Below are 25,812 nucleotides of genomic sequence, written 5' to 3' on the forward strand. Positions count from 1 at the left end.
GCGTGCACAACGAGGTCCTGCGTTCGCTGGTCGCCCGCATCGAGTCGGTCCCGCGCCGTGGACGCACGTCCCACCCGGTGCTGGTCTGTGGCACCACCCCCACCAACCAGACGACAGACGAGCACGACACGACCAGCACGACACGACAAGCACGACAAGGCGGAAGGAGGAGGACGCATGGCAACGCTAGAGATCCGCGGGCTGTCCGTCGGCTACGGCCCGGTCCGGGCGCTGCGCGACATCTCCGTCGATGTGCCGGACGGCGGGATCACCGCCGTACTCGGCGGCAACGGCGCGGGCAAGACCACGCTGCTGCGGGCCGTTTCGCGGACCCTCGGCTTCCACCGCGGGACGGGCACCGGAACCATCCGGTTCGACGGCCGCCCCCTGGAGGGGCTGCGGCCCGCCCAGGTGGTGGCCGCCGGAGTGGTCCAGGTGCCGGAGGGCCGGCAGGTCTTCGCCCGGATGACGGTGGCCGACAACCTGCGGGCGGGAGCCCTCGGGGCACGCGGCGGACGCAAGGGGGTGAGCGCCACGCTGGCCCGGGTCCACGAGCTGTTCCCGGTCCTCGCCGACCGCGCGCACCAGCGGGCCGGGCTGCTGTCCGGCGGCGAGCAGCAGATGCTGGCGATGGGCCGCGCCCTGATGACGGGACCCCGCATGCTGCTGCTGGACGAACCCTCGCTCGGCCTCGCCCCGCTGATGGCGGCCAGGATCGCCGAGACCGTGCAGGAGATCAACGCGAGCGGCACCTCCGTCATGCTCGTCGAGCAGAACGCGGCGATCGCGCTGCGGCTCGCCTCCACGGCGTACGTCCTCGACGTCGGCGAGGTCGCCCTGTCCGGGCCCGCCGACGACCTCGCCGCGTCCGACGAGGTCCGCCGCCGCTACCTCGGCGTCGTCGACGAGGACGCGGCGGCGGACACCGACCCGGCCGACCGGAACCGCCGCACCCTGAACAGGTGGTCCGCGTGACCACCACCGCCACGGCCTCCGCGCACAGCACGCCGGCCGCACTCGCCGTCGAGGGCGTCACCGTCCGCTTCTCGGGGCTCACCGCCCTGGACGGCGTCTCCTTCACCGTCGAACCCGGCAGTGTGCACGCCGTCATCGGGCCCAACGGCGCGGGCAAGTCCACCTGCTTCAACGTCCTGTCCGGCGTCTACCGCGCCACCTCCGGACACGTCCGCCTCGGCGACACCGAACTCACCGGACTCCCGCCGCACACCATCGCGGGCCTCGGGGTCGCGCGCACCTTCCAGAACCTGGCGCTGCCGCCGCACGCGACCGTCGCCGACAGCCTCCTGCTCGGCCGCCACCGGCTGACCCGCTCCGGGTTCGTCGCCACCGGCCTGCGGCTGCCCTCCGCCGCCAGGGAGGAACGACGCCACCGCGACCGGGTCCAGGAGATCGCCGAATTCATCGGCCTCGGCGTGGAGTTGGAGCGCCCCGCCGGATCCCTGCCGTACGGGCAGCAGAAGCTCGTCGAGCTGGGCCGCGCCCTCTGCATGGAGCCGAAGGTCCTGCTGCTGGACGAACCGATCGCCGGGATGACCGCGATCGAGCGCCGCCGCACCGCGGCCGTCGTGGCCGACGTACGCGACAGCCTCGGCATCTCCATCGTGCTGGTCGAGCACGACATGGGGGTGGTGATGCGGCTCGCGGACGCGGTGACCGTACTCGACTTCGGACGACGGATCGCCGGGGGCACCCCCGCCGAGGTCCAGAACGACCCGGCCGTCGTGCAGGCCTACTTGGGAGCACCTCAATGACCACCTTCGTCGAACTCCTCCTCGGCGGCCTGTCGATCGGCTCGGTCTACGCCCTCATCGCGCTCGGGTTCGTCGTCATCTTCAAGGCCACCGAAGTCGTCAACTTCGCCCACGCCTCCCTGTTGTTGGCGGGCGGATACGTCACCGCCGTGCTCCACGACGACATCGGGTTCTGGCCCGCGCTGCTCGTCGGGATCGCGGGGGCGGCGAGCGTCGGGGCGGGCATCGAGTTCTTCGTGATGCGCCGCTACCGGGGCAGCGACCACAGCGTCCTGGCCATCGTCACCATCGGCGTCGACATCCTCCTGATCACCGAACTCACCCGCCGGATGGGCACGGACGTGCTCGCCCTCGGAGACCCCTGGGGCAACGAGGTCGTCACGGTCGGCGGCATCACCCTCGCCCAGACCCGGATCGCCGCGTTCCTCGCCGCCGGGCTGCTGATCACGGTGTTCCTGCTCGCCTTCCGCCACACCTCGTGGGGCGTGTCGATGCGGGCCGCCGCCGAGAACCCGCAGACGGCGGCGCTCATGGGCATCAAGCTGGGGCGGGTCTCGCTCGCCGCCTGGGCGGTCGCCGGAGCGCTCGCCGCCGTCGCCGCCCTCTTCCTCACGGTGTTCCCGACCCCGGGCCTGGAGCGCGCCACCTCGCTCGCCGCGCTCAAGGCGTTCCCCGCCGCGATCCTCGGCGGGCTCGACTCCACCACCGGGGCGCTCGCCGGGGGACTCATCGTCGGCGTCACCGAGTCGCTCGCCACCGGCTACCAGAGCGACCTCGCCTTCCTCGGCCGGGGCATCGGCGACCTGGCGCCCTACCTGGTGATGGTGGCGGTCCTGCTCATCCGGCCCGCGGGCCTCTTCGGGACGAAGGAGCCGGCCCGTGTCTGACACCACCCCCGAAGCCGCCCCCGCTCCCGAAGCCCCTGCCGCACCGGCCCGCGCATCCATCCGCGCCGAGGGCCTCACCGACCGGCTGCGCCGACCCCGTACGTACGCCGTCCTCATCGGCTCCCTCCTGCTCCTCGTCCTCCCCTTCTACCTGGACCGCTTCTGGCTCCAGGCCGGGCTGTTCGCGATGGCGGCGGCGATCGGCGCCATCGGGCTCAACATGCTCACCGGCGCCACCGGGCAGCTCTCCATGGGCCACGCGTTCTTCCTCGCCGTCGGCGCGTACGGCTACTGCGTCCTGGCGGGCGAGAGCAGCACGGAGGACGGGCACACGCTGACCGGACTCGGGCTGCCCACCTGGCTGGCCGCGATCCTCGCCGTGCTGCTCGCCGGAGCGGCGGGCGGGCTCTTCAGCCCCATCGCCGGGCGGCTGCGCGGCGCGTACCTCGGCATCGCGACCCTCGCGCTGATCTTCATCGGGCAGCACGTCCTGTTCAACGCGGGCTCGCTGACCGGCGGTTACAACGGCCGGGCCGTACCACCGCTGTCCGTCTTCGGGTTCACCTTCGACGACGCCGAACTCGTCGTCGCCGCCGTGCCGTTCGGCTCCTCGGAGAAGCTGTGGTACGCGGGCCTGGTCGTGCTCCTGCTGTGCGCGCTGTTCGCCCGAGGGGTGCTGCGCGGCCGGCCCGGACGGGCCATGAACGCCATCCGCGACCACCGGATCGCGGCCGGGGTGATGGGCGTGCCCGTGGCCCGCTACCGGGCCGGGGTCTTCGTCCTGTCCTCCATGTACGCGGGCCTCGCGGGCGTCCTGCTCGCCCTGGTCTTCCAGCGGACCGTGCCCGAGTACTTCGGCATGATCCTCTCCCTCGAATACCTCGCCATGATCGTCATCGGCGGGCTGGGCAGCGTCGGCGGAGCCGTGATCGGCGCGGCCTTCGTCACCCTGCTCCCGCAGGTGTTCACGCACTACAGCGACTCCCTGCCGCTGGTCTCCGCCCCCGGCACGGGCGGGCTGGCGCCCGGTGAGGCGTCCCGCTATCTGTACGGCGCCGCGGTGGTCGCGGTGGTCCTGTTCCTGCCCGGCGGCCTGGCCCGGCTCGGCCTCGTCCGCAAGAAGCCGGCGGCTCCGAAGAAGTCGGCGGCTCCGAAGAAGTCGGCGGCTCCGAAGAAGCCAGCAGCTCCGAAGAAGCCAGCAGCTCCGAAGAAGCCAGCGGCTCCGAAGAATTCAGGGGAGAAGTCATGAAACTCAGAGTGCTCACGGCCGTGGTCGCGACCCTCGCCGTCACCCTCGTCGGGTGCAGTGGCAAGGCGACCGACGGCAAGGCGACCGAGGAGGGCGAGGGCGGGATCAAGACGGGCCCCGGGGTCTCCTCCTCGACGATCTCCCTCGGCGTGCTGACCGACATGACCGGCGTCTACGCCTCACTGGGCAAGAGCGTCACCCAGGCGCAGCAGCTGTGGGTCGAGCAGACGAACAAGGAGGGCGGCATCTGCGACCGGAAGATCGAACTGACGGTCCGCGACCACGGGTACGACCCGCAGAAGGCGATCGCCGCGTACACCGAGCTGGAGCCGGAGGTGGTGGGCTTCGCCCAGTTCATCGGCTCCCCGTTCGTCGCCGCCGTCGAGCAGCGCGTCGACGGCCAGGACAAGGGCCTCGTGCTGCCGCAGGCCTGGTCGGCGAATCTGCTGGGCTCCCCGTACATCCGGGTCATCGGCGCCACCTACGACGTCGAGACGATCAACCTGATCGACTATCTCCTCGCCGAGAAGCGCATCGCCGAGGGCGACAAGATCGGTCATGTGTACTTCGAGGGCGACTACGGCGAGAACGCGCTCGTCGGCTCGAAGCACGCGGCGAAGGAGTCCGGTCTCACCGTCGTCGAGCAGAAGATCAAGCCGACCGACAACGACATGACGGCCCAGGTCGCCGCCCTCAAGCAGGCCGGGGTCAAGGCCGTGATCGTCAGCGCGGGCCCGCGCCAGGCGGCCTCGCTCGTCGGCGTCGCGGCGGCCACCGGCTTCGATGTCCCGGTCGTCGGCAACAACTCGGCTTTCGCCCCGCAGCTGTTGAAGACCCAGGCGGCCCCCGCACTGCTCAAGGACTACTACGTCGCCGCCTCCACGCTGCCTATCGGGGACCCGGGAGACGGCCCTGCCGAGCTCGCGAAGGAGTACGCCGCCCAGTACCCGAAGGACGTGCTCGACAACGGCGTCGTCGCCGGGTACACGGCGGCCTCCCTGTTCGGCGAAGCCCTGTCGAAGGCCTGTGACGACAAGGACCTCACCCGCGAGGGCATCGACAAGGCGCTGCTCACGATCAAGGGCTACGGAACCGAGTTCGGGGTCACCCACGACTTCTCCGACCCCGCGGCGCCGTCCACCCGGGAGAGCGTCATCATGAAGCCGGACGCCACGGCCCCCGGCGGTCTGAAGGTCATCCGCCCGGCGTCGGTCTCGCCGGCGGCGAAGTCCTTCCCCCTGAAGTGACACGCTGAGCACGGGTATGGGCCCGGCCGTCACCTCCTGAACACGGGTGACAGCCGGGCCCACACCCGTGTCCAGGAGGTGACGGACAGGGGATCCCGGTCGTGCCGGATGATCCCGGCTCATGGACGAAGCCGGGGGAGTCGCCCCCTTCGTGTGATCGGCCTCGGCCATGGTGACCGTGTCAGGCTCCTCAGCCCTCTCTGCTCGTCGCCCCGTCAGGATGTTCCACATGGCGATCGTCGTCGGTGCCGGCAGAGAACTCAGCAGCGAACATCTCTGTGCCCAGCGCTGCGAGGGTTTTGGTGGTGATGCGTTCGACATTGCCGCGCTCGGCCTCCGGGAGCGCGGCGCCCGCGGACTCCCGGGCCCGGGCAGCTGTGCCCAGGAGGCGGGCGGCCTGCACGGGTTGGTCCACGAGGGCGTATGCCCCGGCGAGGCCCTCGTGGGCGAGAGCCAGAGCCCGGGGGTCGCCGCTGTCACGGGCGACGGAGAGGCCCTGGTGGTGCAGGGACAGGGCCGCGGATGCGTCACCGCGTTGTTCGGCGAGGAAGCCGAGTTCGGCGAGGAAGCCGAGTTCGGCGAGGAGGAGTGCGGGGCCGGGGCCGAAGTCGACTTCGCGGTGCCATGCGAGGGTTCTGCGGAGGTGCTTCTCGGCGCGGTCGAAGTCGCCCTCGCGCCGGGCTGTGAGGGCGAGGCTGATTTCGGCGTGGATCTCACCCGCCGTGTAGCCGTGTTCGGCGGCCAGGGCCATCGCCTTGCGGTGGAGCTCGGTGGCCTGAGGGAAGTCACCGGTCAGGAGGGCGACCCGGCCAAGTCCGGTGAGCCGGTCGGCGGCGTCCGGCCAGAAGCCCAGTTCCTCGGCGAGGTGGAGACCGTCCTGGTGCAGCCGTGCGGCGCGCGTGTAGTCGCCGGTGATCGCGGCCAGTGCTGCCAGTGGGTAGGTGGTCTGCAACTGCCCCCAGCGGTCGCCGAGTTCCGTGAAGAGCGCGTGGCTTTCCTCGGCACTGCGGCGCAGTGCGGCGAGGTCGCCGCGCAGCAGGGCCTGGGTGGCCCGGGTGCTCTGTGCTGCGGCGATGCCCCAGCGGTCGTCTGCTGTGCGGAAGTCGGTCAGGGCGTGGTCCACCAGAGTCTCGCTGCGGGCCAGATCGTCACCCGCGTTGAGCGCGGCGTAGCCGAGGAACCACGCCGCACGTGCGCCACCGGCCTCGCCGTCGGCTGTTCCGTCGGGCGGATGGACCGCATTGTTCTGTCCCTCCCCGGTCAGCAGGGTGAATCCGGCGCACCAGACAGCAGCTTGGAAACGGAGGGTCGGGTGCGTGTCGCCGCTGATGTGCAGGGCTTCCCCCAGTGACCGCCGGGCCTCGCTCAGCCGGCCGCGCAGGAACCAGTACCAGGTCGAGGCGAGCGCCATGCGCAGGGCCCCGGTGGCCTCCTTCCGCTGGACGGCACGCTCCAGGGCCGTGCGCAGGTTGGCGCTTTCCTGGTCGAGGCGCGACAGCCAGCCCTGTTGCTCAGGGCCGCGGAGTCGGGCCGCACCCTGCTCGGCGAGCTCGGTGTAGTGGGTCTGGTGGTGCAGTTCGAGGGCCCTGGTCTCGCCCGCTTCCGTCAGGCGTTCATGGGCGTAGGCCGCGATCGATTCCGGCAGCCGGTAGCGACGGCCGTCGGTCACGGTGACGAGTGAGCGGTCCACCAGGCGGATCAGCGGGCCGAGGACGTCCTGGTCACCGCCGCCGCACACCGCCTCGGCCGCTTCGAGGGTGCAGCCATCGGCGAAGACGGCCAGCCGGCGCAGGAGAATCCGTTCGTCGTCGCTGAGCAGCTCCCAGCTCCAGTCGATCACCGCTCGGAGGGTGCGTTGGCGCGGTGGCACGCCTCGTCGGCCGCCGGCGAGGAGACGGAACCTGTCGTCGAGGCGGGAGCACAGTTCGTGCACTCCCAACGCATGGACGCGCGTGGCGGCCAGTTCCAGGGCCAGGGGTATGCGGTCGAGGCGGCGGCAGATCGTCGCGATGGCCTCCGCGTTCTCCTCGGTGACGGCGAATCCGGGTGCATGGGCTGCGGCCCGCGCGGCGAACAGCTCCTCGGCGTCGGCCTGCGGCAGAGGTGGCACGGTCCACACCATCTCTGCGGCCAGGCCGAGAGGTTCCCTGCTGGTGGCCAGGACGCTGAGCCCGGGTGCGGCTGCCAGGACCCGGCGTACGACGTCGGCCGCCGAGTCGATCACGTGCTCGCAGTTGTCGAGGAGCAGGAGGAGTCGCCTGGAACGCAGCGCGTCCTCCAGCCCTGCCGTCCCCTCTTCCCGTACGCCCAGGGCGGCGCTGAGCTGCTCGGCCACCGCGGTGGATCCGGCGAGCCCGACCATCCGTACGCCGTCGGGGTAGGCGCCGGCGGCAAGACCGGCCGCTTCCTCCGCCAGGCGGGTCTTGCCCACCCCGCCGGGGCCGGTGAGTGTCACCAGCCGGCGGGCGGCGAGAAGTTCACCCAGTGCGGACAGCGCCTCCTTCCTGCCGATGAGTTCGGTGAGCGGAGCCGGCAGGTCGCCGTACCTCCTCTTCGGGGAGGCCGGGGGCGGCTGAAGGGCCGCATCGTGTTCGAGGATCGACTGGTGCAGGGCGACCAGTTCCGGCCCGGGGTCCACGCCCAGTTCGTCGGCCAGCGGCTTGCGCAGTTCGTCGTACACGGACAGCGCTTCGGACTGCCTCCCGGCCCGGTACAACGCACGCAGTTGGACGGCGCGCAGCTGCTCCCGCAACGGGTGACGGGTGGAAAGCTCCCCCAGCTCGCCGATCAGCGCGTGGTGTTGACCCAGCTCAAGACGGGTCTCGGCGAGCGTCTCCAGGGCGGTGAGGCGCTGCTCGTCAAGGCGTCCGGCCGCAGCGCGCAGGAACGTCAGGTCGCCCAGGCCGGCGAAGGCTTCTCCCGTCCACAGCTCCAGCGCTTCGGTCAGCAGATCCGCCCTGGTGCGCGGGTCCTCGGTGCCGTACGCGGTGGCGGTCAGGTCGCTGAACCGGTGGGAGTCCACATCTCCGGGGCCGGTACGCAGCAGATATCCCGGGGGCCTCGACTCCACCAGCGTCTCGGCCCCGGGTTCGGCCCGCGCCAGGGCGCGGCGCAGCCGCGAGATCTTCGTCTGCAGCGCACCGGCGGGATTTCCGGGCAGCCGCTCGCCCCACAGGTCGTCCACGAGCCGGTCGGCCGAGACCGGCTGTCCCGCGTGGACGAGCAGAGCGGCCAGCAAGGCGCGCACCTTCGCCTCAGGCACGTCGACCGCCTGGCCGTCAGTTGTCCGGGCAGTGGGCGGGCCGAGCACCGAGAAGTACATGGCTGCACGGTATCCGGCCGGCTGACAGCCGCCGTCCAGGGACCGACAGCGCACCGACAGCGCACCGACAGAGCCCCGCCAGCACCGGTCGGCACAGTGAGGACACACCGAACGAACCGTCCGGTGCCCCCAGCCGAAGAAGCAAGGAACCAGGAGACACTTCATGTCGGAGAACGAGAACCACGAGCAGTCCACGGTGTCCGTGATCGGCCTGGGACAGATGGGGACCCGGCTCGCCCAGGCGTTCCTCACCGCCGGCTACGCCACGACCGTATGGAACCGCTCCGCCGCGAAGGCCGACGCACTCGACGCCCAGGGCGCCGTCCGTGCGACGACCGTGGATGAGGCGGTCGCCGCGAGTCCCCTGGTCGTGGTCAGTCTGCCGGACTACGCCACCGTGAGCGATCTGCTCGCGCCAGTGGCGCCGCGCCTGCGCGGCCGGGTCCTGGTGAACCTGACCTCCGGCACTCCGGAGGACGCCGCGGGGATGGCCGACTGGGCGGCCGGGCACGGCGCCGGCTACCTCGACGGCGCTGCCATGAGCGGCACCCGCCTTGTCGGGCGGCCCGAGGCACTGTTCGTCTTCAGCGGTTCCCCGGATGCTTTCGCCACCCACCGGACGGTGTTGGCGAGCCTGGGCAACTCCGTCCACCTCGGCGCCGATCCGGCGCTGGCCCCGGTGTACGACACGGCGCTCTTCGGTCTGGCCTGGGGTGCGCTGGCGGGCTTCTACCACGCCGTCGCCCTGGCGGGCTCGGCAGGCGTCGACCCGGTCGCCTTCGCGGCGGTGGCGACGGGGCACATGCCGTTCGTCACCTCGCTGATGGCCGACCACTCCCGCCAGATCGAGAACGGGAACTTCCCGGACGACGACGGCACGGTGGAGGTGCACGCGGCAGCGATGGAGCACCTCTCGGACACCAGCCGGGCCGCGGGCCTCGGCACCGACGTTCCGGAGCTGATCGGGAGCCTGCTGGAACGGGCGGCAGCCACCGGACACGGCTCCAGCGGCATCGCCAGCGTCATCGAGACGATCACGAAGGGCGAGCGGAATGCCTGAACAGACCAAGCCCCACGTCACGGTCCTGGGCCTCGGCCGCATGGGCGCCCCGATCGCCTCCGCGTTCCTCGACGCCGGCTACCCGACCACCGTATGGAACCGCACCGCCGCCAAGGCCGATGCGCTCGTCGCACGAGGCGCGATCCGCGCGACCACTACGGCCGAGGCGGTCGCGGCCGGCTCACTGGTGATCACCCCGCTCCTCGACCACGCCGCGGTCCGCCAGGCCGTCGGCCCCACCGCCTCCACCTTGCGGGGCCGCACCCTGGTCAACCTCGCCAACAGCACCCCCGACCACGCCCGTGACCTGGCCGCCTGGGCCGCCGGGCACGGCTCCGACTACCTCGACGGCGCCATGATGGCCCTCCCCGAGACCGTCGCCACCCCGGAGGGCTTCTTCCTCTACAGCGGTTCCCGGCGTGCCTACACCACATACCGGCGCGAGCTGGAGGTGATGGCGCCGGCCCACTACTTCGGCATCGACCCCGGCTCTGCGGAGATCCACGACTTGGCCCTGCTCGGTACGGGGTACGCGGCCCTCACCGGGTTTCTGCACGCCGCGGCACTGCTCGAACAGGCCGGTACCACCCCTGAGGTGTTCGCCCCGCTGGCCGCCCGATGGCTGTACGGGATGGCCGAGTTCCTGCCCGAACTGGCACGCGAGGCAGGCGAATCGGCGTATGCAGGCGGGGTCTCCACGGTCGACCTCAACCGGGCCGGGGTCGACAGCCTCATCCAGCTCAGCAGAGCCAGCGGCATCGCCACCGACGTCCATGAGCCGCTGAAGGCCCTGCTCGACAGACGGGCGGCCGACGGCCACGGGCAGGACAGCTTCTCCAGCGTGTTCGAGCTGCTGAAAGCACGAGGCACTGCGGCGCAATGAACGCAGAGCGCGGGACGACTGAGCGACGTGCACTTCTGACGAGAGGCGCCTCCGAACTGGCGCGAGTTCGCTCCAGCCTCATAGCCCGGGCCTCACCGGCGTTCCGGGCCACGCCACCAAGGGCCTACGCCCGCACCGTGCCGGACGGCTCGGACAGCGCCGCCTCCGCACTCCGCAGCAGCATGCCCTCCTTGCCCCGGACCTTCCTCAGCTCGGCGTTCAGCTCCTTGTCGACCTTCCGCTCCGCCCCGGGGCGGCCTGCAACTCCGCGAAGTGCGACCGCCCGCCGCCCGACACCGTGCCCTCACCGTCCGCTGCTTCGCCTCTCTCGTCTTCGCTGCCAGCGACCAGGTCCTCCAGGCGCGAGCGCGCCGCGTGCGAGATCCGCTCCACCGGGCTGCGGCAGAACCGAACCTCGAAGTCCTTGACCGCCTTGCCCACCAGCCGCCCGACCTGTCCCGGGGACGGTGGCTCTATGTGGTCGTTACGGCACCGCGCCACCACCGCCGCTGCCAGTCGCTGGAGCAGGGAGACGAAGGCATAGGACGGTTACTCAGCGCTACACGCCACCTGGCCGTAGCTATACGAGAACAGGGCCGCGACCGGTGCCTCGCGCGCCGTGTCCGTGCCGGTCGCGCCCAGGGCGGCCACCAGCAGCGGGTCCGCGGTGAACCGGCGTGCGGGAAGGTGAACGCCGGACAGGAGGGACGACCGCGGATGGCCGGTTCTCAACCATCGGACGTGAGCGGGAATCGGTGCTGGCGCGGCGCCAGTGGGGCTCCGGCTTCGGGCGGCCGCTCTTCCCGGGCCGCATGATCGGCGGAAAATTGGTCTGTACCACATGGATGGGCCGGTGATTAGCTCATTCCGGACCCCGCGCCTTCGGGCCGGGTCCGCCCAGCCTCCGAACCGTCCTGGCCCTTACCACCCGCCCGCCGAGCCACCCGCAACCTCCTCGGAGGAACCGTGCCCACCGCCGTACACCCGCCCTGGCGCACCGTCGTCATCTCGCCGCACTTCGACGACGCCGCCCTCTCCCTCGCGGGACTGCTGCCCACCCTGCCCGGCCCCCTCGCGGTGGTCACCGTCCACGGCGGCTCCCCGGCCCCCGGCCTCACGGTCTCGGGGTGGGACGCCTTCTGCGGGTTCAGCTCCGCCGTCGAGGCGTACCGGGCGCGGCGGGCCGAGGACGCCCGCTCCTGCGAGCTCCTGGGGGCCGAGCAGGTCCTCGTCGACCACCCCGACAGCCCGTACGTCGGCGAGGGCGACGAGCCCGTCGGCCTCGACCCTCTGCTGCGCTCGCTGGCCCCCGGCACCCGGGTGCTCGTACCGCTCGCCACCAACCAGCCGGACCACGAGGCGGTCCGGCTGCGCACCCAGCGCGTCCTCGCCGCGGCCGGGGCCCCCGAGCCCTGGGTGTACGCCGACCTGCCCTACACCGGACACCTCCCCGAATGGGGCACTCCCGGGGCGGGCGAGGCACTGGCCGCGAGCGAGGACCGGGGGCGCGCCTACCAGGAGCTGAACCGCACCCACCGGCTCACCGTCCGCCATGAGCTGGTGCTCTCCGACGAGCAGTGGGCGGCCAAGCGCGAGGCGGTCCTGTGCCACGCCTCCCAGCTCGCCGCGCTCGCCCCCGGCCACGGAGCGGTCCTGTCCCGGACGGGCCCGCTGCGCGCCGAGCTGATCTGGAGCCTGGAGCCCCGCGACGACGGCTGACGCGGCGCCGGGGAACGCTCGCCGGCCCGACCGCCGCGTCCGCGCCGGGGGACGCACGAGGGCCCCGGATGCCGGGGGGCATCCGGGGCCCTCGCCCTGGTTCGCGTATCCGCCGCTACGGCAGCTGTGCCGCCCGCGCCTCGCGCCGGTTGTCACGGAACGTGTTCACCCGTCGCGCCGTGGCGAACAGCGGGATCACCGCGCCGAGCACCACCTGGAGCGCGCAGCCGGTCTGGAGCAGCAGCTGACCGCCGGGCGCGTCGAAAGCCCATGCGGCGAGCAGCCCCATCGCGGCCACGATCCAGCCGAGCATCGCCACCGCGAGGACGCCCCGCGGCTTGGGGTACTCCACCCGGCTCACCATCAGCCACGCCACACCGACGATCGCCAGCAGGGTGGGCGGGAAGGGCAGCTCCAGGAGCACGATCGAGACGACCGTCAGCGCTCCGAAGGGGCTCGGCATGCCCTGGAACATGCCGTCCTTCAGCGTCACGCAGGAGAATCTCGCAAGCCTGAGCACCACCGCCAGCAACACGACGATCGCCGCCAGTGCCGACACCCGCTGATGGGCGTCGTCGGCGACCATGCCGTACACGAGCACGAAGTAGGCCGGTGCGAGCCCGAAGCTGATGAGGTCGGAGAGGTTGTCCAGCTCGGCGCCCATCGGCGAGGAGCGCAGCTTGCGCGCCACGAGACCGTCGAACAGGTCGAAGATCGCGGCCATCAGCATGAGGATCACGGCGGTGGCGGCCGAGTGCCGGGCCATGCCCGTCTCTTCGCTGCCCGTGAGGTGCGGGATGAGGATGCCCGTGGTGGTGAAGTACACCGCCATGAATCCGCACGTCGCGTTACCGAGCGTGAGCGTGTCCGCTATCGACAGCCGCATGGAGAGCGGCATGTCCTCCGCGCCGTCGACGTCGTTCTCGTCGTCGGCCTCCGGCACCCAGCCGGCCTTGGTATCAGGATCAATCACGGTCAATTCGAGTCACCCCCGCGGTGGTGGCCTGTCCGACCTCGACCGCGACATCGATACCCTCCGGGAGGTAGATGTCCACGCGCGAGCCGAAGCGGATCAGGCCGATGCGCTCGCCCTGCTCCACCTTCGTGCCCTCGGGGAGGTACGGCACGATCCGACGGGCGACCGCTCCCGCGATCTGCACCATCTCGATGTCGCCGAGCTCGGTGTCGAAGTGCCAGACAACGCGCTCGTTGTTCTCGCTCTCCTTGTTGAACGCCGGAACGAAGCCGCCCGGGATGTGCTCGACCGACGTCACGGTGCCCGCCAGCGGAGCGCGGTTGACGTGAACGTTGAGCGGGCTCATGAAGATCGCGACGCGGGTGCGCCCGTCCTTCCACGGCATGATGCTCTGCACCACACCGTCGGCCGGGGAGATGACCCGGCCGTCAGTGATCTCGCGCTCGGGGTCACGGAAGAACCACAGCATGCCCGCCGCGAGCGCGGTGGTGGGCACGGCCACTGCTGCCCAGCGCCCCGACTTGCGGGCGCGGGCCAGGCTGAGGGCTGCGGTGGCGACGGTCGGCAGGAGCCACGGCGATGCTCCGCGGGCGATGCGGACCCCGCCGCGGGATGCGGAGGAAGTGCTGTCGGGCATGGATGACCTTCGTAGCGGATGATGCCGCGCTGGCAACGGGGGACGGCGGCTTTCCGGCGATGCTATCGGTTGCCGGGCGCAACTGGGCAAGCCAGCAGCCGAGTCGGACGGCGGAAAGGCACCCGTCGAGGGTGACCCGGTGTGATGTTCTTCGCCACCAAATCACCCTTAAAGGGACAATCAGCCCTGGAATCGGTACTCCTCCAAGAGGCGCCGGCCAATGATCATTTTCTGGATCTCGGCGGTACCTTCACCGATCAGCAGCATCGGTGCCTCGCGGTAGAGGCGCTCGATCTCGTACTCCTTGGAGAAGCCGTAACCGCCGTGGATACGGAAGGCGTCCTCGACGACTTCCTTGCAGTACTCGGAGGCGAGGTACTTCGCCATCCCTGCCTCCAGGTCGTTTCGTTCCCCGGAGTCCTTTTTGCGTGCCGCATTGACCATCATCGCATGAGCGGCTTCGACCTTGGTGGCCATTTCGGCCAGTTTGAACTGGATCGCCTGGTGCTGGGCGATCGGTTTGCCGAAGGTGTGACGCTGCTGCGCGTACGAAACGCCCAGCTCGAATGCACGTTGTGCGACACCGCAGCCACGCGCGGCGACATTCACCCGGCCGACCTCGACGCCGTCCATCATTTGGTAAAAGCCTCGGCCGGTCGTGCCCCCGAGGACGCGATTGGCCGGAATGCGCAGGTCGTCCATGATGAGCTCGGTCGTGTCGACGCCCTTGTAGCCCATCTTGTCGATCCTTCCGGGGATGGTCAGCCCGGGCCGGACCTCTCCGAAGCCGGGCTCCTTCTCGATGAGGAAGGTCGTCATCGACTTGTGGGGCGCGGTGCCCTCCGGGTGGCCTTCGTCACTTCGGCAGAGTACGGCCACCAGATTCGACGTTCCGCCGTTCGTCAGCCACATCTTCTGGCCGTTGAGAACGTATGCGTCGCCGTCTCTGACGCCCTTCGACGAGATGGCCGAGACGTCCGAGCCGAGCGCCGGCTCCGACATCGAGAAGGCCCCGCGCACCTCGCCCAGCGCCATCCGCGGCAGGAAGGTGTCCTTCTGTTCCTGGGTGCCGTGCTGCTTGAGCATGTAGGCCACGATGAAATGCGTGTTGATGATGCCCGAGACGCTCATCCAGCCGCGCGCGATCTCCTCCACGCACAGCGCGTAGGTGAGCAGCGACTCACCCAGCCCCCCGTACTCCTCGGGGATCATCAGCCCGAACAGGCCGAGTTCCTTCAGCCCCTCGACGATCTCCGTGGGGTACTCGTCGCGGTGCTCCAGCCCGGTCGCGACCGGAATGATCTCCTTGTCGACGAAATCCCGGACCGTGGCAAGGATTTCCCGCTGGATGTCGTTCAGACCGGCGGTCTGGGCGAGTCGCGTCATGGCTGCTTCTCCTGTGGCTTCACGCGGATGGCCTTAAGGCTTCACACAGTTACTTGGCGGGCGTCGGGCGGCCGGGCTGCTCTCCGCCGCGCTCCTTGACGTACGTCTCGGTGGGGACCATCACCTTGCGCCGGAACACGCAGACGACGGTGCCGTCCTGCTTGTAGCCCTTGGTCTCCACGTACACGATGCCGCGGTCGTTCCTGGACTTCGACGGCGTCTTGTCCAGCACGGTCGTCTCGCCGTAGATCGTGTCGCCGTGGAAGGTCGGCGCGATGTGCTTCAGAGATTCGACCTCCAGGTTGGCGATCGCCTTTCCGGAGACGTCCGGCACCGACATGCCGAGCAGCAGTGAGTAGACGTAGTTGCCGACGACCACGTTCTTTCCGAAGTCGGTCGTGCTCTCCGCGTAGTTGCTGTCCATGTGCAGCGGGTGGTGATTCATGGTCAACAGACAGAACAGGTGGTCGTCGTATTCCGTGACCGTCTTTCCGGGCCAGTGCTTGTAGACCGCACCGACCTCGAACTCCTCAAAGGTGCGTCCGAACTGCACGATCAGGCCTCCGGGGCTTCGAACTTGGAGGTGCGCCGCATTCCGGCGGCCCGGCCCTTGCCCGCGACCACCAGCGCCATCTTGCGGCTGGCCTCGTCGATCATCTCGTCGCCGAGCATCGCGGAGCCCTTCTTGCCGCCCTCCTCGGAGGTGCACCAGTCGTAGGCGTCGAGGATCAGCTCGGCGTGGTCGTAGTCCTCCTGCGAGGGCGAGAACACCTCGTTCGCCGCGTCGACCTGACCCGGGTGCAGCACCCACTTGCCGTCGAAGCCGAGGGCGGCGGCGCGGCCGGCCACCTCGCGGTAGGCGTCCACGTCACGGATCTGGAGGAACGGGCCGTCGATCGCCTGGAGGTCGTGGGTACGGGCCGCCATCAGGATGCGCATCAGGATGTAGTGGTAGGCGTCCGCCGGGTAGCCGGGCGGCTGCTGGCCGACGACCAGGGTCTTCATGTTGATCGAGGCCATGAAGTCGGCCGGGCCGAAGATCAGCGTCTCCAGGCGGGGCGAGGCGGCGGCGATGTCGTCGATGTTCACCAGGCCCTTGGCGTTCTCGATCTGCGCCTCGATGCCGATCCTCCCGGCCTCGAAGCCCATCGTCTTCTCGATCTGGGTCAGCAGCAGGTCCAGCGCCACGACCTGCTGGGCGTCCTGGACCTTCGGCAGCATGATGCAGTCGAGGTTCGGCCCCGCGCCCTCGACGACCGTGATGACGTCCCGGTACGTCCAGTGCGTCGTCCAGTCGTTGACCCGCACGACCCGGGTCTTGCCGCTCCAGTCACCGTTGTTCAGCGCGTCCACGATGGTGTGGCGCGCGCCCTCCTTGGCGAGCGGCGCGCAGGCGTCCTCCAGGTCCAGGAACACCTGGTCGGCCGGGAGGCCCTGGGCCTTCTCCAGGAAACGCGGGTTCGAGCCCGGGACCGCGAGACACGAACGGCGGGGGCGCAGCCGGTTCACGGACGGGGTAGGCGTGGTCATGCGGGGACCTCCAGAGGGTCGAGCTTGTTCGCTTTCCGGATCTCGTCGACGATACGGCCGATGATCTCGGTGATGCCGAAGTCCTTCGGGGTGAAGACGGCCGCCACACCGGCTTCGATGAGTGCGGCGGCGTCGGCCGGCGGGATGATGCCGCCCGCGATCACCGGGATGTCCGGGGCACCGGCCTCGCGGAGCCGGCGCAGGACGTCGGGCACCAGTTCGGCGTGCGAGCCGGACAGGATGGAGAGCCCCACGCAGTGCACGTCCTCGGCGATCGCCGCGTCGGTGATCTGCTCGGGGGTCAGCCGGATGCCCTGGTAGACGACCTCGAACCCGGCGTCCCTGGCCCGTACGGCGATCTGCTCGGCCCCGTTGGAGTGTCCGTCCAGGCCCGGCTTGCCGACCAGCAGTCGCAGTCGCCCCACGCCCAGGTCGGCGGAGGTGCGGGTGACCTTCGCACGGACCAGGGCGAGCGTGCTGCCCGGCTCGGCGGTGACCGCCACCGGGGCCGAGGAGACCCCGGTCGGCGCGCGGAACTCGCCGAAGACGTCCCGCAGCGCCCAGGACCACTCGCCGGTGGTGACGCCCGCGCGGGCGCACTCGACGGTGGCCTCCATCATGTTCTCGGTGCCGGCCGCGGCCTTCTTCAGCGCGGCCAGCGCCTCGGAAGCGCGCGTCTCGTCGCGGTTGTCCCGCCACTCGTGCAGGGCGGCCACGACGCGGGCCTCGTTCTCGGGGTCGACCGTCATGATCGCGCCGTCGAGGTCGGCGGTGAGCGGGTTCGGCTCGGTGGACTCGTAGATGTTGACGCCGACGATCTTCTCCTCGCCGCCCTCGATCCGGGCCCGCCGGGCCGCGTGCGAGGAGACCAGCTCCGACTTGAGGTAGCCCGACTCGACGGCCGCCATCGCGCCGCCCATCTGCTGGATCCGGTCGATCTCCGCCAGCGACTCCTCGACCAGCGAGTCCACCTTGGCCTCGATGACGTGCGAACCGGCGAAGATGTCCTCGTACTCCAGCAGATCGCTCTCGTGCGCCAGTACCTGCTGGATCCTCAGCGACCACTGCTGGTCCCAGGGCCGGGGCAGCCCCAGCGCCTCGTTCCAGGCCGGCAGCTGTACGGCGCGGGCGCGGGCGTCCTTGGAGAGGGTGACGGCCAGCATCTCCAGGACGATGCGCTGGACGTTGTTCTCCGGCTGGGCCTCGGTCAGGCCGAGGGAGTTGACCTGGACGCCGTAGCGGAAACGGCGCTGCTTGGGGTCGGCGACGCCGTACCGCTCGCGGGTGACGCGGTCCCAGATGCGGCCGAAGGCGCGCATCTTGCACATCTCCTCGATGAAGCGGACGCCCGCGTTCACGAAGAACGAGATCCGGGCGACCACGTCCCCGAACTTCTCCTCGGGCACCTGGCCCGAGTCGCGGACCGCGTCGAGCACCGCGATGGCGGTCGACATGGCGTACGCGATCTCCTGGACCGGGGTGGCCCCCGCCTCCTGGAGGTGGTAGCTGCAGATGTTGATCGGGTTCCACTTGGGGATGCGGCCGACCGTGTACGTGATCATGTCCGTGGTCAGCCGCAGCGAGGGCACCGGCGGGAAGACGTGCGTCCCGCGCGAGAGGTACTCCTTGACGATGTCGTTCTGCGTGGTCCCCTGGAGCCCGGCGGGGTCGGCCCCCTGCTCCTCCGCCACCACCTGGTAGAGCGCCAGCAGCCACATGGCGGTCGCGTTGATCGTCATCGAGGTGTTCATCTGCTCCAGGGGGATGTCCTGGAACAGTCGCCGCATGTCACCGAGGTGCGAGACGGGAACACCGACACGGCCCACCTCGCCGCGGGCGAGAAGGTGGTCCGGGTCGTATCCGGTCTGCGTGGGCAGATCGAAGGCGACCGAGAGACCCGTCTGGCCCTTGGCGAGGTTGCGGCGGTACAGCTCGTTGGACGCCTCGGCGGTCGAGTGACCGGCGTACGTCCGCATGAGCCAGGGCCGGTCCTTCTGACGTTCGTTCATCGGAGAACCTCAGACGTTGCGGAAGCGGTTGATGGCGTCGATGTGCTGCTCGCGCATGGCCTGGTCGCGCACGCCCAGGCCCTCGCGGGGGGCCAGGGCGAGGACGCCGACCTTGCCCTGGTGCAGGTTGCGGTGGACGTCGTACGCGGCCTGTCCGGTGTCTTGAAGGGAGTAGACCTTGGAGAGCGTGGGGTGGATCTTGCCCTTGGCGATCAGCCGGTTCGCCTCCCACGCCTCGCGGTAGTTGGCGAAGTGGGAGCCGATGATCCGCTTGAGGGACATCCACAGGTAGCGGTTGTCGTACTCGTGCATGTAGCCCGAGGTGGAGGCGCAGGTGGTGATGGTGCCGCCCTTGCGGGTGACGTAGACCGAGGCGCCGAAGGTCTCGCGGCCGGGGTGCTCGAAGACGATGTCGATGTCCTCGCCGCCGGTGTACTCGCGGATGCGCTTGCCGAAGCGCTTCCACTCCTTGGGGTCCTGGGTGTGCTCGTCCTTCCAGAACCTGTAGCCCTCGGCGTTGCGGTCGATGACCGCCTCGGCGCCCATGGCCCGGCAGATGTCGGCCTTCTCGGGGCTGGAGACGACACAGATCGGGTTGGCGCCGCCGGCCAGGGCGAACTGGGTGGCGTAGGAGCCGAGTCCGCCGCTGGCGCCCCAGATCAGCACGTTGTCGCCCTGCTTCATGCCCGCGCCGTTGCGCGAGACGAGCTGGCGGTACGCGGTCGAGTTGACCAGGCCCGGGGACGCGGCCTCCTCCCAGCTGAGGTGCTGGGGCTTGGGCATCAGCTGGTTGGACTTGACGAGCGCGATCTCGGCGAGCCCGCCGAAGTTGGTCTCGAAACCCCAGATCCGCTGCTCGGGGTCGAGCATCGTGTCGTTGTGGCCGTCGGAGGACTCCAGCTCCACCGACAGACAGTGCGCGACGACCTCGTCGCCCGGGTTCCAGGCGTTCACGCCGGGCCCGGTACGCAGGACGACGCCCGCCAGGTCGGAGCCGATGACGTGGTACGGCAGGTCATGGCGCTTGGTCAGCTCGCTGAGTCGCCCGTAGCGCTCCAGGAAGCTGAACGTCGACACCGGCTCGAAGATCGAGGTCCAGACGGAGTTGTAGTTCACCGAGCTGGCCATCACGGCGACGAGGGCCTCGCCGGGGCCGAGTTCGGGGACCGGGACGTCGTCCAGGTGGATCGACTCGCGCGGGTCCTTGTCGCGGGTTTCTCGCCCCGCGAACATCTCCGCCTCGTCCTTGTGCACGGTGATCGCGCGGTAGGACTCGGGGAGGGACAGGGCCGCGAAGTCCGCGGCGGTGCTGTCCTCGGATTGGATCGCGTCCAGGATTTCCTTCACGGTGTTGCCTCCGGTGATGCGGCGTCGAGGGAACGCTTGAGGGGCCCTGCTGGCAGGGGGGAGCGGTGTGGAGGTGGTTGCCGTCGGTTCGGCGGGTGGAGCTCGGCTCTGCCCGGTGGAGCAGAAGGGTGCCTGTGACGCAGGCGTCCGGGCGCGCAGCACGGTGGTTGCGGGGACAGCCGGCGTACGTGTGAGGTCTCAGCACGCCGGCCGCCCGGACACCTTCAACGTATGGCACTCCGTGACACCTGACAAGGCACCCAGTGCCAATAATTTCCCTCACTTGTCATCCCGTGGGCACGCATGAGCAACACGATGGGCGTTACGGGACGTTCTGTCCTGCTGGCAGGCGGTTACCCGGCCGGGCGGTACACATACGGCGTCGTCGTGCCGAGCGCCGTGAAGCCGAGCCGGACCAGGATCGGGGCCGACATGTCCGTCGCGTCGACCTGGAGGTAGCGGTAGCCGCGCTCGGCGGCCACGGCGGCCCGGTGAGCGACCAGGGCCCGGTACAGGCCCCTGCCGCGCCACTCGGCGACCGTTCCGCCGCCCCAGAGCCCGGCGAAACCCGTGCCCGGGTACAGCTCCATACGGGCCGAGCTGACCGGCTCCCCGCCGGCCATCGCCACCAGCGCCACGAAGTCGTCCGGAGCCCGCTCCAGCCGCGTCAGCACCTGGTGGCGCAACCGGCCCGCGTCCGTACCGAACGCCCGCTCGTGGGCCAGCGCCATCAGCTCGGCCCCGGCCGCGTCGGTCACCGGGCGCAGGACGACGCCCTCCGGCAACCCGGCCCCGGGCAGGGAGGTCAGCGCCTCGACCGGGGCGACCAGCAGGGTCTCCGGCGGATCCGGTACGAAACCGGCCGCCCGCAGCCGGTCGCCCAGGTCGGCCGGCCGGTCATGGGAGTAGAGCTTCCACTCGAACTCCCCGTGGCCGAGCGCGGTGTAGTGCCCGATCTGGGCCCTGATCGCCGCTTCGGCCCCCGTGGCGTCCAGCTCCGGGTCCGACCAGACGATCCCGTTCCAGTCGTCCGGACCGCCGACCTGGCGGACCAGGGGCCCGGCGCGCTCCACGCGTACGCCGGGCCCGTCAGGGCGGGCGTGCTCGCGCATCGCGCGGTCGTACAGGTCGCGTACTTCGTCGGTTCGCATCCGCGCACCTCAGCACAGCGGCGATCGGCGAACCAACGAATTTCGGCCGGGTTCGCCCGGGCCGGTGTTCCCGGACGCGTCGAAAGCCCAGCTCGGGGCAGGTGGACGAGACCAAGTGATCTTGAAGTGGACAGAGAGCAGGGGTGGGGCGCCGATGGGCATACCGATACGCAGACGGAGCGACCGGCAGGGGGGTGCTCCCTTCGACCTCCGGCGCACCGCGTTCGGCTTCGCCCTGCTCGCCCTGGTCCTCGCGGGCGGGGGGCTGGCCCTGCGGGCGGCCTGGCGGAGCGCCGGCCGCCACCCGGCCGTCGCCGTGCTCCTGGCTGTCCTGGTCCTCGTCGCGGCCTCCGTGGTGCTGCGCCGCCGCCGTCGGGCGCGGCGGGTCGCGGAGACCGTCACGGATGCCGCGTACGGGATCGTCGACGCGGGTCTGGCGGAGCTGGACGCCGCAGAGGAGGCCCGCGCGGAAGCCCGCGAAGAGGCCCGGGCCCGGGATCGCGCGGCGCCCCCGGAGGCCGCCGAGCCGGTCGACCACGCGGAGCTGGACCCGTACGCCTTCGAGGAGGCCGTGGCCGCGCTCTGCCGACGCGACGGCTGCGCGGACGCCGAGGTGGTGGGCGGCGCGGGCGACCTCGGCGCCGACGTCCTGGCCACCACCCCGGACGGCCGCCGCCTGGTCGTCCAGTGCAAGCGCTACGGGCCGGGGAACCGGGTCGGCTCCCAGGACCTCCAGCGCTTCGGCGGCACCTGCTACGCGGTCCACGAGGCGGACGTCGCTCTCGTCGTGTCCACCGGAGGCTTCACCGAACCCGCGCTCGACTACGCGGAGCAGTGCGCCATCCTCTGCTACGGCCCCGAGGAACTGGCCGCCTGGAGCGAGGGCACCGCGCCGCCGCCCTGGGAGGCGGCGGCGGAGGTCGCCGCCGAGCAGGACGCCCGGCTCAGCGGTCCTTGAGCGCCTGCTGGATCGTCCGCATGACCTCGTCGAGGGGGGCGTCGGTGCGCGCCACCGCGACGAGCACCTCGCCGTCCGCGGCCACCGTCGCGGCCGGGACGCGCTCGGGCTCGGCCCCGGCGGTCCGGCCCGCTCCGATGCCCGTGCCGAAGGTGTCGCGCACGATGGCGAAGGCGCGGTCGAGCTGGGCCTCCACATCACCCTGCCCGCCCGCCCGCAGCCAGCGGCGCAGCACATGGTTGTGCGCGGTGACCACGGCGGACGCGGCGACCTCCGCGAGGAGCGGGTCGTCGTTGCCCACATGGTGGTCGCGCTCGTCGAAGTGGCCCAGGAGATAGCGGGTGAACAGCCGCTCGTAGCGGGCCACCGACGCGATCTCGGCCTCCCGGAGGGTCGGCACCTCACGGGTCAGTTTGTAGCGGGCCACGGAGACGGCGGGCTTGGCCGCGTACATCTTCATGACCTCTTTGATGCCCCGGCAGACGGTGTCGAGCGGGTGCTCGTGCGCGGGGGCGGCGTTGAGAACGGCCTCGGCCCTGACGAGGGTGTCGTCGTGGTCCGGGAAGATGGCCTCTTCCTTGGAGCGGAAGTGGCGGAAAAAGGTCCGCCGGGCGACGCCCGCGGCACCCGCGATCTCGTCGACGGTGGTCGCCTCGTAGCCCTTCGTCGCGAAGAGCTCCATCGCGGCGGCGGCCAGTTCACGGCGCATCTTGAGCCGTTGGGCGGCGGCGCGCGTCCCCGCGGTGGTGGTCTCCGGGGCGTCGGTCGCGGCGGTGGCACGGGGTGACTTGGCGGGCTGGGACATGGCATGAACGTAACGCATCGGTGCAGGAGAGCGCGCCTGCGGGGGCGGACCGCCGGAGGGTCCCAGCAGCCCGCCCCACCCGGCTCCCGGGTCAGCGACGGGCATATTCGCGGAAGCCGCGCCCCGTCTTGCGGCCGAGGCACCCCGCGGCGACCAGGTGCTCCAGCAGAGGGGCGGGGGCCAGGCCGGGATCGCGGAACTCCTTGTGGAGCACCTTCTCGATGGCCAGCGAGACGTCCAGGCCGACCACGTCGAGCAGTTCGAACGGGCCCATCGGGTAGCCGCCGCCCAGCTTCATCGCCGCGTCGATGTCGTCCAGCGAGGCGTAGTGCTGCTCGACCATCTTGATCGCGTTGTTGAGGTACGGGAACAGCAGCGCGTTCACGATGAAACCGGCCCGGTCCCCGCAGTCAACCGGATGCTTGCGGATCTTCGCGCACACCGCGCGGACCGTGGCGTGCACGTCGTCGGCGGTCAGGACGGTGCGGACCACCTCGACCAGCTTCATCGCGGGCGCCGGGTTGAAGAAGTGCATCCCGATCACGTCCTCGGGGCGCGCGGTCGCCCGGGCGATGGCGACGACCGGCAGCGAGGAGGTGGTGGTCGCGAGCACCGCGCCCGGCCGGCAGACCTTGTCCAGCGCGGCGAACAGCTGCCGCTTGACCTCCAGGTCCTCGGCGACGGCCTCGACGGCGAGGTCGACCTCGGCGAACGCGTCCAGCGAACCGGCCGCCGTGATCCGCGCCAGCGTCTCGTCCCGGGCCTCCGCGGTGAGCCGCCCCTTGGCCACCGAACGCTCCAGCGACTTCGCGATCCGGCCCCTGGCGACGTCGGCCTTCTCCTGTGACCTGGCGGCCAGCACCACGTCGTATCCGGCCTTCGCGAAGACCTCCGCGATCCCGGAGGCCATCGTCCCCGAGCCCGCGACGCCGACGGACGTCACATCGCGCCCGGTTCCGGAGACGGCGTCCGCCGCCGGGGTCAGCGCGTCGGGCACCACGTCCTGGCCGCCCGGGGCGTCGTACGTGTAGAAGCCGCGCCCGGCCTTGCGGCCGGTCAGCCCCGCGCTGCTGAGCTGGCCGAGGACGGGCGCCGGGGCGTGCAGCCGGTCGTGCGACTCGGCGTACATGGCCTCCAGGACGGTGCGGGCGGTGTCGATGCCGATCAGGTCCAGCAGGGCGAGGGGCCCCATCGGCAGCCCGCACCCCAGCTTCATCGCGGCGTCGATGTCCTCGCGGGATGCGTAGTTCGCCTCGTACATCGCGGCGGCCTGGTTGAGGTAGCCGAAGAGCAGCCCGTCCGCGACGAACCCGGGCCGGTCGCCGACCGCGACGGGCTCCTTGCCCAGCTCCCGGGCGAGCGCGGTGACGGCCTCGACGGCCGGCGGCGCGGTCAGCACCGAGGAGACCACCTCGACCAGCTTCATCGCGGGCGCCGGGTTGAAGAAGTGCAGGCCGAGGACGCGTTCGGGGTGCTGGGACTCGGCGGCCAGCCGGGTCACCGACAGGGCGTTGGTGCCGGTGGCGAGGATCGCGGTGGGGGAGACGACCGCGTCGAGTTCCCGGAACACCAGCTGCTTGATCTCGTACGTCTCGGGCACCACCTCGATGACCAGCTCGGCACCGGCGGCGGTGCCGAGGTCGTCGGACATACGGAACCGGGCCAGCGCGTCGGTCCGCTCCCGCTCGGTGATCCGGCCACGGCGCACGGCCCGCGCGGTGGACGCTTCGAGGGCGGCGACGGCCCCCAGGGCGGCCGCCTCGCTGATGTCGATGCCGATGACCTCGCGGCCCGCCAGGGCCAGGACCTCGGCGATGCCGGTGCCCATGGTGCCGAGGCCGACGACGGCGATGGTGGAGAGAGAGGTGTCCATCAGGGGACTCCAGGGTGAGTGACGACTGGGGGAGCACGGAACGCGCGGCGATGAGGGAGCGGCGCGTGGCGTACGGAAGCTGCGTGTCGTGGAGCACGGGGCCGTCGCGCGGGGAGCGCGCCCGGCCGTGGGGTGACGGACCCTGTCCCGGGGTCGCGTCGCACGGAGAAGCCGAACCGACAAGCTCTCCGGATGGCTGCGTCACCAGGCCACCGGAGCCTGCGGGGAGTGTGTCCCGCTCAAATGAGAGTAACTGGCGAGTAACGAGCGCGCCACCCCTGGATCCCTGTGCGCTGGACCACATGAACTCCCCGATGCCGCCCCGCACGGAGCGTGTCCGTCGATACGCTGAACGTCATGGATGAGGAGTTCCGTTCACTCATGGACCGGCTGGAACCCGAGGCGGCCGGGTCGCCGCAGTACGCCCGGCTCGTCGCCGCCGAGGACCCCGAGGAGCTGGCCCGGGTCCTCGTGGAGCCGCACCGCCCCCTCTGGGCCCGCGAGATAGCCGCCTTCCGGCTCGGCTGCGCGGGCGACCGGCGGGCCTTCGAGACGCTGGTGCTCCTGCTCAACCACCGCGACCCCGAACGCTGCGTCTCCGCCGCCCACGCCCTGGCCCGGCTGGACGACCCGCGCACCCCGAGGGCGGCCGCCGCCCTCGCCACGAACACCCTGCGCACCGCCTACGCCCTGCACCCGGTGCGCCTGCTGGCCGACCTGCGGGCCCCCGAGTCGGTCCCCGCCCTGGTCGCCACCCTCCAGCGCCTGCTGGCCCCCGGCGATCCGCACTGGCGCGTCGCCCTCGCCTGCGTCGAGGGCCTCGGCCGCCTCGCCGACGAACAGGCCCGCCCGGTCCTCACGGCGGCCCTGCCGCACCCGCGCCTGGGCACGGCCGCGGCCCAGGCGCTCCGGCGGTTGCCGGGGGAGTGAGCGGGCGGACGGCCCGGTGCCGGCCGGACCGCCCGCGCACCCGGTTCCCGGCAGGTGCGCGGGCGCTCCGT

General features: G+C 71.0%; 21 protein-coding genes. 10 read left to right on the forward strand and 11 right to left on the reverse strand.

Annotation, left to right across the window (positions count from 1 at the left end):
* Nucleotides 1-177: 177 nt before the first annotated feature.
* Genes D581_RS0100085 through D581_RS0100105 form a run of 5 tightly spaced genes read left to right on the forward strand, consistent with a single transcriptional unit; the run spans nucleotide 178 to nucleotide 5,155 of the window.
* The gene (locus tag D581_RS0100085) at nucleotides 178-975 is read left to right on the forward strand and encodes an ABC transporter ATP-binding protein (protein WP_018955180.1); all 798 of its coding nucleotides are present in this window, start codon (nucleotides 178-180) and stop codon (nucleotides 973-975) included.
* A complete protein-coding gene (locus D581_RS0100090; RefSeq protein ID WP_026290033.1) occupies nucleotides 972-1,772 on the forward strand; it encodes an ABC transporter ATP-binding protein in 801 nt (266 codons plus the stop codon). The genes D581_RS0100085 and D581_RS0100090 overlap by 4 nt, the downstream gene beginning before the upstream one ends.
* Complete coding sequence (locus D581_RS0100095) at nucleotides 1,769-2,659, forward strand: branched-chain amino acid ABC transporter permease (protein WP_018955182.1); 891 nt, start codon at nucleotides 1,769-1,771, stop codon at nucleotides 2,657-2,659. The genes D581_RS0100090 and D581_RS0100095 overlap by 4 nt, the downstream gene beginning before the upstream one ends.
* On the forward strand, nucleotides 2,652-3,908 hold the full coding sequence (locus D581_RS0100100; RefSeq protein ID WP_018955183.1) for a branched-chain amino acid ABC transporter permease: 1,257 nt from the start codon (nucleotides 2,652-2,654) through the stop codon (nucleotides 3,906-3,908). Before D581_RS0100095 ends, D581_RS0100100 begins: the two co-directional genes overlap by 8 nt.
* Complete coding sequence (locus tag D581_RS0100105; protein WP_026290034.1) at nucleotides 3,905-5,155, forward strand: ABC transporter substrate-binding protein; 1,251 nt, start codon at nucleotides 3,905-3,907, stop codon at nucleotides 5,153-5,155. Before D581_RS0100100 ends, D581_RS0100105 begins: the two co-directional genes overlap by 4 nt.
* A gap of 190 nt (nucleotides 5,156-5,345) precedes the next feature.
* On the opposite strand, the gene D581_RS0100110 is transcribed toward D581_RS0100105, so the two are convergent.
* On the reverse strand, nucleotides 5,346-8,477 hold the full coding sequence (locus tag D581_RS0100110) for a BTAD domain-containing putative transcriptional regulator (protein WP_018955185.1): 3,132 nt from the start codon (nucleotides 8,475-8,477) through the stop codon (nucleotides 5,346-5,348).
* 163 nt (nucleotides 8,478-8,640) lie between these two features.
* On the opposite strand from D581_RS0100110, the gene D581_RS0100115 reads away from it, so the two are divergent.
* The 3 genes from D581_RS0100115 to D581_RS0100135 all read left to right on the forward strand — a co-directional run bounded on the left by D581_RS0100115 (nucleotide 8,641) and on the right by D581_RS0100135 (nucleotide 12,139).
* On the forward strand, nucleotides 8,641-9,537 hold the full coding sequence (locus D581_RS0100115; RefSeq protein ID WP_018955186.1) for an NAD(P)-dependent oxidoreductase: 897 nt from the start codon (nucleotides 8,641-8,643) through the stop codon (nucleotides 9,535-9,537).
* Complete coding sequence (locus D581_RS0100120) at nucleotides 9,530-10,420, forward strand: imine reductase family protein (RefSeq protein WP_018955187.1); 891 nt, start codon at nucleotides 9,530-9,532, stop codon at nucleotides 10,418-10,420. The genes D581_RS0100115 and D581_RS0100120 overlap by 8 nt, the downstream gene beginning before the upstream one ends.
* A gap of 966 nt (nucleotides 10,421-11,386) precedes the next feature.
* Nucleotides 11,387-12,139 (forward strand): PIG-L family deacetylase, encoded by a 753-nt coding sequence (locus D581_RS0100135; protein ID WP_018955190.1) that lies wholly within the window; start codon nucleotides 11,387-11,389, stop codon nucleotides 12,137-12,139.
* Nucleotides 12,140-12,254: 115 nt separating this feature from the next.
* Here D581_RS0100135 and pssA read toward each other — a convergent pair whose 3' ends face one another.
* The 8 genes from pssA to D581_RS0100175 form a co-directional block, all read right to left on the reverse strand.
* On the reverse strand, nucleotides 12,255-13,082 hold the full coding sequence (pssA, locus tag D581_RS0100140; protein ID WP_018955191.1) for a CDP-diacylglycerol--serine O-phosphatidyltransferase: 828 nt from the start codon (nucleotides 13,080-13,082) through the stop codon (nucleotides 12,255-12,257).
* A gap of 22 nt (nucleotides 13,083-13,104) precedes the next feature.
* The gene (locus D581_RS0100145; protein ID WP_003965076.1) at nucleotides 13,105-13,752 is read right to left on the reverse strand and encodes a phosphatidylserine decarboxylase; all 648 of its coding nucleotides are present in this window, start codon (nucleotides 13,750-13,752) and stop codon (nucleotides 13,105-13,107) included.
* A gap of 180 nt (nucleotides 13,753-13,932) precedes the next feature.
* Nucleotides 13,933-15,138: an acyl-CoA dehydrogenase family protein gene (locus tag D581_RS0100150; protein WP_018955192.1), complete on the reverse strand. Its 1,206-nt coding sequence runs from the start codon at nucleotides 15,136-15,138 to the stop codon at nucleotides 13,933-13,935.
* Nucleotides 15,139-15,187: 49 nt separating this feature from the next.
* A complete protein-coding gene (locus D581_RS0100155) occupies nucleotides 15,188-15,691 on the reverse strand; it encodes a MaoC family dehydratase (protein WP_018955193.1) in 504 nt (167 codons plus the stop codon).
* Between the two features lie 2 nt (nucleotides 15,692-15,693).
* Nucleotides 15,694-16,668, reverse strand: coding sequence for an HpcH/HpaI aldolase/citrate lyase family protein (locus D581_RS0100160; RefSeq protein ID WP_018955194.1), 975 nt, complete (start codon nucleotides 16,666-16,668; stop codon nucleotides 15,694-15,696).
* Nucleotides 16,665-18,677 (reverse strand): protein meaA, encoded by a 2,013-nt coding sequence (locus tag D581_RS0100165; RefSeq protein ID WP_018955195.1) that lies wholly within the window; start codon nucleotides 18,675-18,677, stop codon nucleotides 16,665-16,667. Before D581_RS0100165 ends, D581_RS0100160 begins: the two co-directional genes overlap by 4 nt.
* Before the next feature lie 9 nt (nucleotides 18,678-18,686).
* Entirely contained in the window at nucleotides 18,687-20,024 is a 1,338-nt protein-coding gene (gene ccrA / locus D581_RS0100170; protein WP_018955196.1) for a crotonyl-CoA carboxylase/reductase, read from the reverse strand.
* A 353-nt stretch (nucleotides 20,025-20,377) separates the two neighbouring features.
* Nucleotides 20,378-21,175, reverse strand: a complete 798-nt coding sequence (locus tag D581_RS0100175; RefSeq protein WP_018955197.1) for a GNAT family N-acetyltransferase — start codon at nucleotides 21,173-21,175, stop codon at nucleotides 20,378-20,380.
* Between the two features lie 154 nt (nucleotides 21,176-21,329).
* On the opposite strand from D581_RS0100175, the gene D581_RS0100180 reads away from it, so the two are divergent.
* A complete protein-coding gene (locus D581_RS0100180) occupies nucleotides 21,330-22,133 on the forward strand; it encodes a restriction endonuclease (RefSeq protein ID WP_018955198.1) in 804 nt (267 codons plus the stop codon).
* On the opposite strand, the gene D581_RS0100185 is transcribed toward D581_RS0100180, so the two are convergent.
* Nucleotides 22,120-22,938: a TetR family transcriptional regulator gene (locus tag D581_RS0100185; protein ID WP_018955199.1), complete on the reverse strand. Its 819-nt coding sequence runs from the start codon at nucleotides 22,936-22,938 to the stop codon at nucleotides 22,120-22,122. The two genes, D581_RS0100180 and D581_RS0100185, sit on opposite strands and share 14 nt — an antisense overlap.
* A 91-nt stretch (nucleotides 22,939-23,029) precedes the next feature.
* Entirely contained in the window at nucleotides 23,030-24,811 is a 1,782-nt protein-coding gene (locus D581_RS0100190; protein WP_018955200.1) for a 3-hydroxybutyryl-CoA dehydrogenase, read from the reverse strand.
* Between the two features lie 357 nt (nucleotides 24,812-25,168).
* Between D581_RS0100190 and D581_RS0100195 the strand changes: the two genes are divergently transcribed.
* Nucleotides 25,169-25,741 (forward strand): adenylosuccinate lyase, encoded by a 573-nt coding sequence (locus D581_RS0100195; RefSeq protein ID WP_486585776.1) that lies wholly within the window; start codon nucleotides 25,169-25,171, stop codon nucleotides 25,739-25,741.
* The last annotated feature ends 71 nt before the right edge of the window (nucleotides 25,742-25,812 follow it).

The organism is Streptomyces sp. CNB091 (assembly GCF_000377965.1).

Coding starts and splice junctions, on each gene's coding strand:
- D581_RS0100105 (WP_026290034.1), top strand. CDS start 3,905: ATGAAACTCAGAGTGCTCACGGCCGTGGTCGCGACCCTCGCCGTCACC.
- D581_RS0100180 (WP_018955198.1), top strand. CDS start 21,330: ATGGGCATACCGATACGCAGACGGAGCGACCGGCAGGGGGGTGCTCCC.
- D581_RS0100185 (WP_018955199.1), bottom strand. CDS start 22,938: ATGTCCCAGCCCGCCAAGTCACCCCGTGCCACCGCCGCGACCGACGCC.
- D581_RS0100115 (WP_018955186.1), top strand. CDS start 8,641: ATGTCGGAGAACGAGAACCACGAGCAGTCCACGGTGTCCGTGATCGGC.
- D581_RS0100190 (WP_018955200.1), bottom strand. CDS start 24,811: ATGGACACCTCTCTCTCCACCATCGCCGTCGTCGGCCTCGGCACCATG.
- D581_RS0100165 (WP_018955195.1), bottom strand. CDS start 18,677: ATGAACGAACGTCAGAAGGACCGGCCCTGGCTCATGCGGACGTACGCC.
- D581_RS0100095 (WP_018955182.1), top strand. CDS start 1,769: ATGACCACCTTCGTCGAACTCCTCCTCGGCGGCCTGTCGATCGGCTCG.
- D581_RS0100110 (WP_018955185.1), bottom strand. CDS start 8,477: ATGTACTTCTCGGTGCTCGGCCCGCCCACTGCCCGGACAACTGACGGC.
- D581_RS0100145 (WP_003965076.1), bottom strand. CDS start 13,752: ATGCCCGACAGCACTTCCTCCGCATCCCGCGGCGGGGTCCGCATCGCC.
- D581_RS0100175 (WP_018955197.1), bottom strand. CDS start 21,175: ATGCGAACCGACGAAGTACGCGACCTGTACGACCGCGCGATGCGCGAG.
- D581_RS0100120 (WP_018955187.1), top strand. CDS start 9,530: ATGCCTGAACAGACCAAGCCCCACGTCACGGTCCTGGGCCTCGGCCGC.
- D581_RS0100195 (WP_486585776.1), top strand. CDS start 25,169: ATGGATGAGGAGTTCCGTTCACTCATGGACCGGCTGGAACCCGAGGCG.
- D581_RS0100160 (WP_018955194.1), bottom strand. CDS start 16,668: ATGACCACGCCTACCCCGTCCGTGAACCGGCTGCGCCCCCGCCGTTCG.
- D581_RS0100085 (WP_018955180.1), top strand. CDS start 178: ATGGCAACGCTAGAGATCCGCGGGCTGTCCGTCGGCTACGGCCCGGTC.
- D581_RS0100150 (WP_018955192.1), bottom strand. CDS start 15,138: ATGACGCGACTCGCCCAGACCGCCGGTCTGAACGACATCCAGCGGGAA.